General features: G+C 33.9%; 7 protein-coding genes and 1 pseudogene. 6 read left to right on the forward strand and 2 right to left on the reverse strand.

Annotated features, from left to right (window positions below; all coding sequences use genetic code 11):
* Positions 1-134: 134 nt before the first annotated feature.
* From rpoC to AC5ZCW_RS15655, 3 genes are all read left to right on the forward strand, one after another.
* Entirely contained in the window at positions 135-4,442 is a 4,308-nt protein-coding gene (gene rpoC / locus AC5ZCW_RS15645; protein WP_343542712.1) for a DNA-directed RNA polymerase subunit beta', read from the forward strand.
* 10 nt (positions 4,443-4,452) lie between these two features.
* Positions 4,453-4,764, forward strand: coding sequence for a DUF3467 domain-containing protein (locus tag AC5ZCW_RS15650; RefSeq protein ID WP_055094614.1), 312 nt, complete (start codon positions 4,453-4,455; stop codon positions 4,762-4,764).
* 351 nt (positions 4,765-5,115) lie between these two features.
* Complete coding sequence (locus AC5ZCW_RS15655) at positions 5,116-5,850, forward strand: hypothetical protein (RefSeq protein ID WP_496120772.1); 735 nt, start codon at positions 5,116-5,118, stop codon at positions 5,848-5,850.
* A gap of 90 nt (positions 5,851-5,940) precedes the next feature.
* On the opposite strand, the gene AC5ZCW_RS15660 is transcribed toward AC5ZCW_RS15655, so the two are convergent.
* Positions 5,941-7,533, reverse strand: coding sequence for a peptide chain release factor 3 (locus AC5ZCW_RS15660; RefSeq protein WP_496120773.1), 1,593 nt, complete (start codon positions 7,531-7,533; stop codon positions 5,941-5,943).
* A gap of 148 nt (positions 7,534-7,681) precedes the next feature.
* Positions 7,682-7,959: pseudogene (locus AC5ZCW_RS15665) on the reverse strand (alpha-amylase domain-containing protein); the annotation flags it as partial.
* Between the two features lie 485 nt (positions 7,960-8,444).
* On the opposite strand from AC5ZCW_RS15665, the gene AC5ZCW_RS15670 reads away from it, so the two are divergent.
* The 3 genes from AC5ZCW_RS15670 to AC5ZCW_RS15680 all read left to right on the forward strand — a co-directional run bounded on the left by AC5ZCW_RS15670 (position 8,445) and on the right by AC5ZCW_RS15680 (position 14,059).
* The gene (locus tag AC5ZCW_RS15670; RefSeq protein ID WP_496120774.1) at positions 8,445-9,875 is read left to right on the forward strand and encodes a peptidylprolyl isomerase; all 1,431 of its coding nucleotides are present in this window, start codon (positions 8,445-8,447) and stop codon (positions 9,873-9,875) included.
* Between the two features lie 78 nt (positions 9,876-9,953).
* The gene (locus tag AC5ZCW_RS15675; RefSeq protein WP_496120775.1) at positions 9,954-10,907 is read left to right on the forward strand and encodes an AAA family ATPase; all 954 of its coding nucleotides are present in this window, start codon (positions 9,954-9,956) and stop codon (positions 10,905-10,907) included.
* A 380-nt stretch (positions 10,908-11,287) separates the two neighbouring features.
* Entirely contained in the window at positions 11,288-14,059 is a 2,772-nt protein-coding gene (locus AC5ZCW_RS15680) for a bifunctional aconitate hydratase 2/2-methylisocitrate dehydratase (protein WP_496120776.1), read from the forward strand.
* Positions 14,060-14,124: the final 65 nt, after the last annotated feature.

The following is a 14,124-nucleotide window of genomic DNA, read 5'->3' on the forward strand; positions in this document are numbered from 1 at the left end:
ACTTCAAATAAGAATTTGAGGTTTAGAGAAGTAACCCGAGGTAGTAGCTGAATGATTAACTCTTAATTTTTTTAAGAGTAGATTATAAATCTAAATTCAATTTTTTAATTGCAAATAAATCAATAGTAAAAACTATGATGAATAACAGAAACAATAAAGATAAGAATCCAGTAAAAAGATTTAACAAAATTTCTATTGGATTGGCTTCACCAGAATCTATCTTGAAAGAATCAAGAGGAGAGGTTTTAAAGCCAGAAACTATTAACTATAGAACTCACAAACCAGAGCGTGACGGACTTTTCTGCGAAAGAATCTTCGGACCAGTAAAAGATTTCGAATGTGCTTGTGGTAAGTATAAAAGAATTCGTTACAAAGGTATCATCTGTGACCGTTGTGGTGTTGAAGTTACCGAGAAAAAAGTACGTCGTGATAGAGTAGGACACATCAACCTTGTTGTGCCAATTGCTCATATCTGGTATTTCCGTTCTCTTCCAAACAAAATTGGTTATATCCTTGGTCTTCCATCTAAGAAATTAGATATGATCATTTACTACGAAAGATACGTAGTAATCCAAGCTGGTATTGCTAAAAATGCAGATGGAGAATCTTTACAAAGACTTGATTTCTTAACTGAAGAAGAATACCTAAACATTTTAGATACTCTTCCGCAAGAAAACCAATATTTAGATGATTTAGATCCAAATAAATTTGTTGCCAAAATGGGAGCAGAGTGTATTATGGATTTATTAGCTCGTATTGACCTAGATGCTTTATCTTATGAATTAAGACACAGCGCTAACAACGAGACTTCTAAACAAAGAAAAACTGAAGCTTTAAAAAGATTACAAGTTGTTGAGTCTTTCCGTGAGTCTAACGAAAACCGCGAAAATCGTCCTGAGTGGATGATCATGAAAGTGGTTCCAGTTATTCCACCAGAATTACGTCCGCTTGTGCCGCTTGATGGAGGTCGTTTTGCAACTTCAGATTTGAACGACTTATATCGTCGTGTAATCATCCGTAATAACCGTTTGAAAAGATTAATGGAGATTAAAGCTCCAGAAGTTATCTTAAGAAACGAGAAACGTATGTTACAAGAATCTGTAGATTCATTATTCGATAACACACGTAAAGCTTCTGCTGTTAAAACAGAATCTAACAGACCATTAAAATCATTATCTGACTCATTAAAAGGTAAGCAAGGACGTTTCCGTCAAAACTTACTTGGAAAACGTGTGGATTATTCTGCTCGTTCGGTAATTGTCGTTGGTCCAGAGTTAAAATTATACGAGTGCGGATTGCCAAAAGATATGGCTTCTGAATTATACAAACCTTTCGTTATCCGTAAATTGATTGAAAGAGGTATTGTAAAAACAGTAAAATCTGCTAAGAAAATCATTGACAAAAAAGAGCCGGTAGTTTGGGATATCTTAGAAAACGTAATTAAAGGACACCCAGTATTACTGAACCGTGCTCCTACTTTGCACAGACTTGGTATTCAGGCTTTCCAGCCAAAATTAATTGAAGGAAAAGCGATCCAGTTACACCCATTAGTATGTACGGCTTTCAACGCCGATTTCGATGGTGACCAGATGGCGGTTCACTTACCATTAGGACCAGAAGCTATTTTAGAGGCACAATTATTAATGTTGGCTTCTCACAATATCTTGAACCCTGCAAATGGTGCTCCAATTACTGTACCTTCTCAGGACATGGTCTTGGGTCTATATTATATGACCAAAGAGCGTATTTCTACAGAAGATCACAAAATTTTAGGTCAAGATTTGACTTTCTATTCTGCTGAAGAAGTAAACATTGCATTAAACGAAGGAAGATTAGAATTGAATGCTCGTGTGAAAATTAGAGCAAAAGATTTTAATGACGCTGGAGAATTAGTGTACAAAATCATTCAAACAACTGCAGGACGTGTATTATTTAACGAAGTAGTACCTGAAGCAGCTGGATATATCAACGACGTATTGACTAAGAAAAACCTTAGAGATATTATCGGACACATTTTAAGTGTGACTGATGTACCTACAACGGCAGCTTTCTTGGATAATATGAAAGATATGGGTTATAAATTCGCATTTAGAGGAGGTTTATCATTCTCTTTAGGTGATATTAGAATCCCAGAACAAAAAACGAAGTTAATTGCAGATGCTAGAGAGCAAGTTGAAGGTATCTCAACTAACTATAACATGGGTCTTATCACAAATAACGAGCGTTACAACCAAGTTATTGACGTATGGACTTCAGCAAATGCTCAGTTAACAGAATTGGCAATGAAAAATATTAGAGAAGACCAACAAGGTTTCAACTCTGTATATATGATGCTTGACTCTGGGGCGAGGGGTTCTAAGGAACAGATTCGTCAGTTAACTGGTATGCGTGGTTTGATGGCTAAGCCTAAAAAATCTACTGCTGGTGGTGGTGAGATTATTGAAAACCCGATTCTTTCTAACTTTAAGGAAGGTCTTTCGATCCTTGAGTACTTCATTTCTACTCACGGTGCTCGTAAAGGTCTTGCGGATACGGCTCTTAAAACGGCCGATGCTGGTTACTTAACAAGAAGGCTTCATGACGTTTCTCAAGATGTTATTGTTAACATCGAAGATTGTGGAACTTTAAGAGGTGTTGAAGTTGCGGCATTGAAGAAAAATGAGGAAATCGTTGAATCTTTAGGAGAGAGAATTTTAGGACGTGTTGCATTACAAGACGTTATCAATCCTCTTACTAACGAAGTAATGGTTAAATCTGGAGAACAAATTACTGAAGCAATTATGAGAACTATCGAAGCTTCTCCAATTGAGAAAGTAGAAGTTAGATCTCCATTAACTTGTGAAGCTTTAAAAGGTATTTGTGCGAAATGTTACGGTAGAAACTTAGCTACTGGTAAGATGACACAAAGAGGTGAAGCTGTCGGAGTTATTGCAGCTCAGTCTATTGGAGAGCCAGGTACACAGTTAACACTTCGTACGTTCCACGTTGGAGGGGTTGCTGGAGGTATCTCTGAAGAGTCTAGTATCGTTACAAGATTCGCAGGTAGACTTGAAATTGAAGATTTAAAAACAGTTAAAGGAGAAGACGGAGAAGGAAACTCTGTTGATATCGTAGTTTCACGTTCAACTGAATTGAAATTAGTTGACGAGAAAACTGGAATTGTTTTAAATACACATAACATTCCTTACGGTTCTAGTATCTTCGTTGGAGATGGAGAAACTGTAGCAAAAGGAACTGTAATCTGTAAATGGGATCCATATAACGGTGTAATTGTTTCTGAGTTTACTGGTAAGATTGCTTACGAGGATTTAGAGCAAGGACAATCGTTCATGGTTGAGATCGATGAGCAGACTGGTTTCCAAGAAAAAGTAATTTCTGAGGCTAGAAACAAAAAATTAATCCCAACTTTATTAGTTTATGGTAAAGAAGGAGAATTGATTCGTTCTTACAACTTACCAGTAGGTGCACACTTAATGGTTGAAAACGGTGAGAAAATTAAAGCAGGTAAAGTATTAGTAAAAATCCCACGTCGTTCTTCTAAAGCAGGCGATATCACGGGAGGTTTACCAAGAATTACTGAGCTTCTTGAGGCTCGTAACCCTTCAAACCCAGCAGTTGTATCTGAAATTGATGGAGTTGTATCTTTCGGTAAAATCAAAAGAGGTAACCGTGAGATCGTTATTGAGTCTAAATTTGGTGAGATTAAAAAGTATTTAGTTAAACTTTCTAGCCAAATCTTAGTGCAAGAGAATGACTTCGTAAGAGCGGGAGTTCCATTGTCTGATGGTGCTATTACACCAGATGATATCTTAAGAATTCAAGGTCCAGCTGCTGTTCAACAGTACTTGGTAAATGAAATTCAAGAGGTTTACCGTTTGCAAGGGGTAAAAATTAATGATAAGCACTTTGAGGTTGTAATTCGTCAAATGATGCGTAAAGTAAGAGTTGAGGATCCAGGAGATACTTTATTCTTAGAAGATCAATTAATTCATACTAAAGACTTTATTGTTCAAAACGATAAATTATATGGTATGAAAGTGGTAGAAGATGCTGGAGATTCTTCAGTATTAAAACCTGGTCAGATCATTACACCTCGTGAGTTACGTGATGAAAATTCATTATTGAAACGTACAGATAAAAATCTTGTTGTAGCAAGAGACGTAATTACTGCAACTGCAACGCCAGTTTTACAAGGTATTACAAGAGCTTCGTTACAAACTAAATCATTTATTTCTGCGGCTTCATTCCAGGAGACAACGAAAGTACTTAACGAAGCTGCAGTAGCTGGTAAAGTAGATGATCTAGAAGGATTAAAAGAAAATGTAATTGTTGGACACAGAATTCCTGCGGGAACTGGTATGAGAGAGTACGATAACACTATCGTAGGATCTAAAGACGATTACAACGAAATGATGGCTAATAAAGAAGAATACATTTATTAATTAGGAAACTATGAGTAATCCGAAACAACAACAAGAGCAAATTAATATTGAGTTGGACGAAACTATTGCAGAAGGAATTTATTCTAATCTTGCAATTATCAATCACTCATCATCAGAGTTTGTTTTAGATTTTGTAAGCATTATGCCAGGTATTCCTAAAGCCAAGGTAAAGTCAAGAATTGTCTTGACACCACAACATGCTAAAAGATTATTAAAAGCAATAGGTGAAAATATCCATAGATTTGAGGCAGCTCATGGCGAAATCAAAGAAACGGAACAAGCGCCAATTCCGCTTAATTTTGGTCCAACTGGACAAGCATAAATTTTTAAAAGCCCCTTTTTTAAGGGGCTTTTTTTAGGGCTTATGAAAAAAAAAGCATTTTATCGGATTTAATTTACTTTAGTCGGGTAATTTTCTTTTCAAGAAAGTATTTATTTAACTTGCTATAGCCTAAAAAAGATTAAATTTTGAAATATAATGACTTAGTAAGGTTGATTAATTCAAATTATAAAAAAGCGCTAATTTAAATATTAGCGCTTTTTTTATGTTTAAAAATGAGATCTTTATAATGAGCATTAAATTTTTTTTTTGTTCTCCCAACCTTTTTATAAAATCAATACTCTATATAAATAAGAAGCTTCTCGAAAGTTTATAACTTATATACAATAGAGTATGAAAAAGAAATTCACCCTAGAAATTGCAACTCCTTGTTCTGAAAATTTTGACAAAATGATTCCAAACTCTCATGGTTCATTCTGTAATTCATGTTTGAAGAATGTTATCGATTTGAGTAAAAAGACAAGTTCTGAAGTAGCCAAGTTTATTAATGAAAATAAGGATAAAAATATCTGCGCACGATTGAAAACGACGCAATTGGAGGAAGAATTTATATACAATGAAACTTCTAAAATCAATACTTTAAAGTATGCGACAATTACTGCATCTGTTTTGTTGGCATCAAATCTTGCAGCACAAGAAAAAGAACCTATTAAAACAGAAATTAGCTGTTCGAAACCAAATGCATATAAAGTAGGTAAAGTAGCTTACAGCCAAACTCAAAATGAAGAAGTTTCAATAATAATTAAAGGAAAATTATTAGAAGCAAAAAGCAATAAACCTTTTGACAGAGAAACTTATTCTAATTTAATGATTGCTTTTAGTGGCTCGCAAAATCCTGCAAAAGTAAATTATAAAACAGGAGAGTTTTCTATAGAATCGAAGGTTCTAAAGAATAGTAAAACGTTAATGGTTACAATCACGGCTAATGATTATTACCTTTCAAAAGAGATATCCTTTGATGTGAAATCAGTTAAAAATAATGTTTTAATGAAAAATATAATTGTTGGTTCAGAAGAACTTAACAGAATATATATTGCCGGCGGATTGGGAATTAATTATACGGAGTAATATTAAATTTACATTGGGGGATGTAAATATAAAAGGCTGTCTAAATAAAATTTGACAGCCTTTTTGTTTTTTTATCTAAAGAAAGTTTATTTAATCAAACTCAGATGTAAAATACAATTTGACAGTTGGATATTTGCTTTGTGTCATCTGAATAGTAAAATCAGAATCAGCTAAGAAAACCAATTGCCCGTATTTATCATGAGCCAAGAATTTTTGCTTAATACGTTTAAATTCTTTGAATTCTTCATTTTTAGCATCATCAGGTTTTACCCAGCAAGCTTTATGTACAGGGAAGTTTTCGTATGTACATTTTGCACCATATTCGTGCTCCAAACGGTATTGAATTACCTCATACTGAAGTGCACCAACAGTTCCGATAACTTTACGGTTGTTCATTTCTAAAGTAAACAACTGAGCAACTCCTTCATCCATTAACTGGTCAACTCCTTTTTCCAATTGTTTTGCTTTCATTGGATCAGCATTATTGATGTATCTAAAGTGCTCTGGAGAGAAACTAGGAATACCTTTAAAGCTCATGATTTCGCCTTCAGTTAAAGTATCTCCAATTTTAAAGTTTCCTGTATCGTGCAAACCTACAATATCACCTGGGTAAGAAATATCAACGATTTCTTTTTTCTCAGCGAAAAAGGCATTTGGACTTGAGAATTTTAAATTTTTCTTTTGACGAACGTGGTAATATGGTTTGTTTCTTTCGAAAGTTCCAGAAACGATTTTGATGAAGGCTAAACGGTCACGGTGTTTTGGATCCATATTAGCGTGGATTTTGAAAACAAATCCAGTCATTTTCTCTTCAGTAGGTTCAACTGTACGAGTTTCAGAATCTTTTGGTCTCGGAGAGGGCGCAATTGTAATGAAACAATCTAACAACTCACGAACCCCGAAATTATTCAAAGCAGAACCAAAGAATACGGGCTGAATTTTTCCATCTAAATAATCTTTACGTTCAAACTTTGGATATACTTCGTCAATCAATTCTAATTCTTCACGAAGTTTATTAGCTGCTTTTTCACCAACAATTTTATCTAATTCCGGATTGTTCTGAACATCAGAAAAAGCAATTGTTTCTTCGATATTTTTACGGCTGTCTCCACTGAAAAGGTTAATGTTTTCTTCCCATAAATTGTAAATTCCTTGGAAATCATAACCCATTCCGATAGGGAAACTTAGAGGTGTAACTTTTAAACCTAATTTTTGTTCTACTTCATCCATTAGATCAAAAGCATCTTTACCTTCACGATCTAATTTATTGATGAAAACAATCATCGGAATGTTACGCATTCTACAAACAGCAACCAACTTTTCAGTTTGTTCCTCAACCCCTTTTGCAACGTCAATTACAACAATTACACTATCAACAGCGGTTAAAGTTCTAAAAGTATCTTCTGCAAAATCCTTGTGTCCAGGAGTATCAAGAATGTTGATTTTTTTGTCTTTATAATTAAAAGCAAGTACAGAAGTAGAAACCGAGATACCTCTTTGGCGTTCGATTTCCATAAAGTCACTCGTTGCTCCTTTTTTAATTTTATTATTTTTTACCGCTCCAGCTTCCTGAATAGCCCCTCCAAATAACAGTAATTTTTCGGTTAATGTAGTTTTACCAGCATCGGGATGCGAGATAATTCCAAATGTTCTTCTGCGTTGTATTTCTTTTAAAAAGCTCATATTTCGTATAAATAGGTTGCAAAAGTACTATTAAATACGGCTTTATAAAAATATTCACTTCTTAAATTTGGGAAGTCTTTATTATTAGGTAGCTTTTTAGAAAAAAATATGGCTGTTTTTCAACAGCCATAAATAGTCATTTTTAAAATTACTGATTAATTGACCAAATTGAACATCCTTTTGAGGGACATTGTATTTTTACCCATTTATCTGCTTGAGTTGTAGAGTACCAAGTTGAGTTTCCTGTAAAATCTTTAATTTGAGTATTTGCCAAGTTGGTCTGAATCCATCTTTATTGCTAAATGTCTTAGTTGCTAAATTATTTCCGTCAAAAAAATCATTCATTTTGTAGCAGCAAGCAAAGTCAAATACTGAACTGTTGACTTAGTTAACCCAATCATTTAGAACGTTTACATTCGAATCCCATAATTAGTTTAGTTAAATAGTAAGTTTTGTAATTGATGAAATTTAGGTCTAAAAAGATGGATGTTATTGTTTTTTTGTACTGTAAATTATTAATTACCTATCTAAAGTAATTTTTTTTGATATAAATTTATTTTGCGAGAAGAATGTTCGTTGCAAAAACGTTGTAGTGTTGAGAACTTTTTTTAGAGTGCTAATAATTAAGAGTTTATTTAGCTCTTCAATTTAAAATTTGAAACCAACTTAAAAATTTGTCTTTCATTAAATTAAGAAAATGAAAATGGCTCATTTTGTTTGAGTGTAACGAACTATCCTATAATTTTTTGTTAATAGTATATCGGATAGTTGGATTATGTAATTGAATTGTTATTTTTGTTCGTTATAAGTTACGAAAGAACTATACTTTAATTATTTATGTTTAAGTTGAGCATACATAATTTGAGAGGGATTATCTAAAACAGGCTTACATTCAAATAAAAATTAAAATAATGTTATTAAAAAAATTACAGCTAAAAACAATTGATTTCAAGTTTGCACTAACAATTTGTTTTTTTCTTTTTTTTACTCCAATTATCACAGCGCAAGAAATTATTCCTGATGTTGTAGCTCAAAAACCAGTTGAAGCTCCTTCTGGCGGAAAATTGAAAATCGATGGAATTATTGCGACAGTAGGAGATTATATTGTTTTAGATTCCGATATCGATAAAGGATTTTTAGAAATTACTGCTCAAGGCGGATCTATAAAAGATATTACAAGATGCCAGATGCTTGGTAAACTTTTAGAAGACAAATTATATGCTCACCAAGCTATTCAAGATAGTATTATTGTGAGTGATGCTGAAGTTAGAAGTATGATGGACGAGCGTCTAAACTATATGACACAGCAAGTTGGTGATATCAATAAAGTAGTTGAATACTATAAAAAAAGTTCTGTAGAAGAATTTAAAACTTATTTTGCAGATATCTTGAAGGAGCAAAAGCTAGCTTCAGAGATGAGAGATAAGATTATTAAAGATGTTGAGATCACTCCAGAGGAAGTTCGTAATTTCTTCAAAAAAATTCCAAAAGATGAATTGCCAACTTTTGGTGCCGAAATGGAGGTAGCGCAAATTGTGGTAGAGCCTAAAATTTCTAAAGAAGACAAACAGAAAGTTATCGATAGATTAAATGCGATAAGAAAAGATGTTCTTGAGGGGTCTAGTTTTGCTACAAAGGCAGTTTTATATTCTCAAGATCCAGGATCTTCTCCAAATGGAGGATATTATAAAATGACAAGAAAAACTCCTTTTGTCAAAGAATTTAAAGATGTCGCTTTTAGTTTACAGGCGGGAGAAATTTCGGAGCCTTTTGAAACGACTTTTGGATACCATATTATAATGGTGGAAAAAATTAAAGGACAGGAAGTTGAGCTTCGCCATATCTTGATTTCTCCAACCGTGTCAGAAGCGGCTCTAAAAGAAGCAAAAGAAAGAATTACCAATATTAGAAATAAAATCATTAATAAAGAATTGACTTTTGCTGAAGCTGCAAGAACAGAATCTGACGAAAAGGAAACTAGAACAAACGGTGGAACATTGGTGAATCCAACAACACAAGATACTCGTTTTGAGTTGACTAAAATGGATCCGACTTTATATAGCCAAGTTTCAAATTTAAAAGGAGATGAAGTTTCTCAGCCACTTTTAAATACAGATGATAAAGGTAAAAAAACGTATAAGTTAATTACGGTTACAAACAGAATTGATGAGCATACAGCTGATTATGCTAAGGATTATACTAAGATTAAAGAATTGGCATTAAAAGAAAAACAGATTAATGCAATTGCAAAATGGTTTGATACTAAAATTAAAGATACTTACATCAAGATCATTGGAGAATATAAAGATTGTTCTTTTGCGAACAACTGGCTGAAAAAATAAGTTTTAATAAATAAATAAAAAGAGTTAGTTTTATGATTTCATAGAATTAACTCTTTTTAATTTTAAATACATTCATAAATGTCTGACGTAGCAGCAATTCACAATTTAGTTCAAAAAAGAAACGAATTAAAAAAAGAAATAGCGAAAATCATTGTAGGGCAAGATGCCGTTGTAGATCAAATTTTACTTTGTATATTTTCTGGGGGACACGCACTTTTAATTGGAGTTCCTGGTTTGGCAAAAACCTTAATGATAAATACTCTGTCTCAGGCTTTAGGTCTAGATTTTAAGAGAATTCAGTTTACGCCAGATTTAATGCCTTCGGATATTTTAGGAAGCGAAATTTTGGATGAGAATAGGAATTTCAAGTTCATTAAAGGTCCAATTTTCTCTAATATTATTTTGGCTGACGAGATAAACAGAACACCTCCAAAAACACAAGCCGCTCTGCTTGAAGCTATGCAGGAAAGATCGGTTACGATTGCAGGACAACATCATAAATTAGATTTGCCTTATTTTGTTTTGGCAACTCAAAACCCTATTGAACAGGAAGGAACTTATCCATTGCCGGAAGCGCAATTGGACCGTTTTATGTTTGCTATTAAATTAGAATACCCAACTTTTGAAGAAGAAGTTCAAGTTGTGAAACGAACAACTTCTGATGTTAAAACAGAAATTAATCCGTTATTTAATGCTCAGGAAATTATCGATTTTCAGCACTTGATTCGTAGAATTCCAGTTGCAGATAACGTTATTGAATATGCCGTAACTCTGGTGAGTAAAACTCGTCCAGACAATTCTTTGACTAATGACTTTGTGAAAAATTACTTAGATTGGGGAGCTGGGCCAAGAGCTTCACAGAATTTAATTCTAGCAGCAAAAGCGCATGCAGCTTTTAATGGTAAGTTCTCGCCAGATATTGAAGATGTACAGGCAGTAGCAACAGGAATTCTTCGTCATAGAATTATAAAGAATTATAAAGCAGATGCTGAAGGTATAACAGAAGAGGCAATTATTAAAAAACTAATGTAAAATCTAAAATTTGCATTTATAGTAATCCTGACAATTTATTGTCAGGATTTTTTGTTTTTAGAAACTCGAAAAAGCTTTTCAAGATGACGTTTTAAATCCCAACTATAACGTTATAATTGCTTATTTAGAAAGATTCTTTGTGAAAATAGAGGTAAAATCTCACTTCCTTTATAACATCAAATTTCGACTTTGTTAAAGAAAGGATTTTTAAATGTTAATAATTCATTATTTTAATATAAAATTGAGTTTTTGGTAAAAACAAGCAGTGAAAATCGTTTTTTAGCAATAATAATTTTTCAAAAGGCTAGTTCTATTAAATTTTTTTTAATTATCGTCTTTAATGCTTAAATTTGCCTCAAAAAAATAAATCCGCTTTTATTATGAATATTTATCAGGATTACCTTCAAGAAATTGAAGAAAGAAAAAATCAAGGGTTGCACCCAAAACCAATTGACGGAGCTGAATTATTAAGCGAAATCATTTCTCAAATTAAAGATGTTGATAACGCATATCGCGAAGACTCTCTTAAGTTTTTTATTTACAATACTTTACCAGGTACGACAAGTGCAGCAGGTGAAAAAGCTAAGTTTTTAAAAGAAATTATTTTAGGTCAATCAATAGTAAAAGAAATTACTCCAACTTTTGCTTTTGAATTATTATCGCACATGAAGGGTGGACCTTCTATTGAGGTATTGTTAGATTTAGCTTTAGGAAATGACGCAGCAATCGCAAAACAAGCTGCAGATGTTCTTAAAACACAAGTTTTCCTTTACGAAGCAGATACAGATCGTTTAGTAGAGGCATTCAAAAATGATAATGCAATTGCAAAAGAAATCCTTGAAAGTTATGCTCAAGCTGAGTTTTTTACAAAACTTCCAGAAGTAGCAGACGAAATTAAAGTGGTTACTTTTATTGCTGGTGAAGGTGATATTTCAACAGATTTACTTTCTCCAGGAAATCAAGCTCACTCTCGTTCAGATCGTGAACTTCACGGACAATGTATGATTACGCCTCAAGCGCAACAAGAAATTAAAGCGTTACAGGCACAACATCCTGATAAAAGCGTAATGTTAATCGCTGAAAAAGGAACAATGGGAGTTGGTTCTTCTAGAATGTCAGGTGTAAACAACGTGGCACTTTGGACAGGAAAACAAGCAAGTCCTTATATTCCATTCGTAAATATTGCTCCAATTGTTGGTGGAACAAACGGAATTTCTCCAATTTTCCTAACAACTGTAGATGTTACTGGTGGTATTGGTTTAGATCTTAAAAACTGGGTTAAAAAAGTTGATGCAGAAGGAAATGTTATTCGTAACGAAAACGACGAACCAATTCTTGAGCAAACGTATTCTGTCGCTACAGGAACTGTTTTGACTATCAATATTAAAGAGAAAAAACTTTATAATGGAGATCAAGAATTGATCGACATTTCTAAAGCATTTACTCCTCAAAAAATGGAATTTATCAAAGCAGGTGGTTCTTACGCTATCGTATTTGGTAAAAAACTTCAAACATTAGCAGCGAAAGTTTTAGATGTTGAAGCTCCTTTAGTGTATGCGCCTTCAAAAGAGGTTTCTCACGAAGGACAAGGTCTTACAGCTGTTGAGAAAATCTTCAATAAAAATGCTGTTGGTATCGCTCCAGGAAAAGTATTGCATGCTGGTTCTGACGTTCGTGTAGAAGTAAACATTGTAGGTTCTCAAGATACTACAGGTTTAATGACTGCTCAGGAATTAGAATCTATGGCAGCGACGGTAATCTCGCCAATCGTTGATGGGGCTTACCAATCAGGATGTCATACTGCTTCAGTTTGGGATAAAAAAGCGCAAGCAAATATTCCTAAATTGATGAAATTCATGAACGATTTTGGTTTGATCACAGCTCGTGACCCAAAAGGTGTTTATCATTCAATGACTGACGTAATCCACAAAGTACTTAATGATATTACTATTGACGAGTGGGCTATCATTATTGGTGGTGACTCTCATACAAGAATGTCAAAAGGTGTTGCTTTTGGTGCTGACTCAGGAACTGTTGCTCTTGCATTAGCTACTGGTGAGGCTTCTATGCCAATTCCAGAATCTGTAAAAGTTACTTTCAAAGGTGATATGAAAGGGTATATGGACTTCCGTGATGTGGTTCATGCTACTCAAGCTCAAATGCTTCACCAATTTGGAGGAGAAAATGTTTTCCAAGGAAGAATCATTGAGGTTCACATTGGAACATTAACTGCTGACCAAGCCTTTACATTTACAGACTGGACTGCAGAGATGAAGGCAAAAGCGTCTATCTGTATTTCTGAAGATGATACTTTGATCGAATCATTGGAAATTGCTAAAGGCAGAATCCAAATCATGATCGACAAAGGAATGGATAACGATAAACACGTTCTTCAAGGATTGATCAACAAAGCTGATAAGAGAATTGCTGAAATTAAGTCGGCTGAAAAACCAGCTTTAACTCCAGATGCAAATGCTAAATATTATGCTGAAGTTGTAGTTGATTTGGATCAAATTGCTGAGCCAATGATCGCCGATCCAGACGTAAATAATGCTGATGTTTCTAAACGTTATACTCACGATACAATTAGACCATTATCTTTTTACGGTGGAGAGAAAAAAGTAGATCTTGGATTTATCGGATCTTGTATGGTTCACAAAGGAGATATGAAAATCCTTGCTCAAATGTTGAAAAACGTAGAAGCACAAACAGGAAAAGTGGAATTTAATGCTCCTCTTGTAGTTGCTCCTCCAACTTATAACATTGTTGATGAGTTGAAAGCAGAAGGTGACTGGGAAGTTCTACAAAGATATTCAGGTTTCGAATTCGACGATAATGCTCCAAAAGGTGCTGCGCGTACAGAATACGAAAACATGTTGTATTTAGAGCGTCCAGGATGTAACCTTTGTATGGGTAACCAAGAAAAAGCAGCTAAAGGAGATACTGTAATGGCAACTTCAACTCGTCTATTCCAAGGTAGAGTTGTAGAAGACAAAGAAGGTAAAAAAGGAGAGTCATTGCTTTCTTCTACACCAGTTGTAGTTTTGTCTACAATTTTGGGTAGAACCCCAACATTAGCAGAATATACAACTGCGGTTAAAGGTATTAACTTGACTAAGTTTGCACCTTCTAATAAATCGTTAGTAATGTAATCTTACGATTATTAATATATCAAAAGCCCGAGCGATAAACTCGGGCTTTTTCTTTTTTAACTCTC

This window comes from Flavobacterium sp. PLA-DH12, assembly GCF_059511845.1.

Excerpts from the sequence above, each read along its gene's own strand:
- rpoC (WP_343542712.1), top strand. The coding sequence starts at position 135 with ATGATGAATAACAGAAACAATAAAGATAAGAATCCAGTAAAAAGATTT.
- AC5ZCW_RS15650 (WP_055094614.1), top strand. The coding sequence starts at position 4,453 with ATGAGTAATCCGAAACAACAACAAGAGCAAATTAATATTGAGTTGGAC.
- AC5ZCW_RS15655 (WP_496120772.1), top strand. The coding sequence starts at position 5,116 with ATGAAAAAGAAATTCACCCTAGAAATTGCAACTCCTTGTTCTGAAAAT.
- AC5ZCW_RS15660 (WP_496120773.1), bottom strand. The coding sequence starts at position 7,533 with ATGAGCTTTTTAAAAGAAATACAACGCAGAAGAACATTTGGAATTATC.
- AC5ZCW_RS15670 (WP_496120774.1), top strand. The coding sequence starts at position 8,445 with ATGTTATTAAAAAAATTACAGCTAAAAACAATTGATTTCAAGTTTGCA.
- AC5ZCW_RS15675 (WP_496120775.1), top strand. The coding sequence starts at position 9,954 with ATGTCTGACGTAGCAGCAATTCACAATTTAGTTCAAAAAAGAAACGAA.
- AC5ZCW_RS15680 (WP_496120776.1), top strand. The coding sequence starts at position 11,288 with ATGAATATTTATCAGGATTACCTTCAAGAAATTGAAGAAAGAAAAAAT.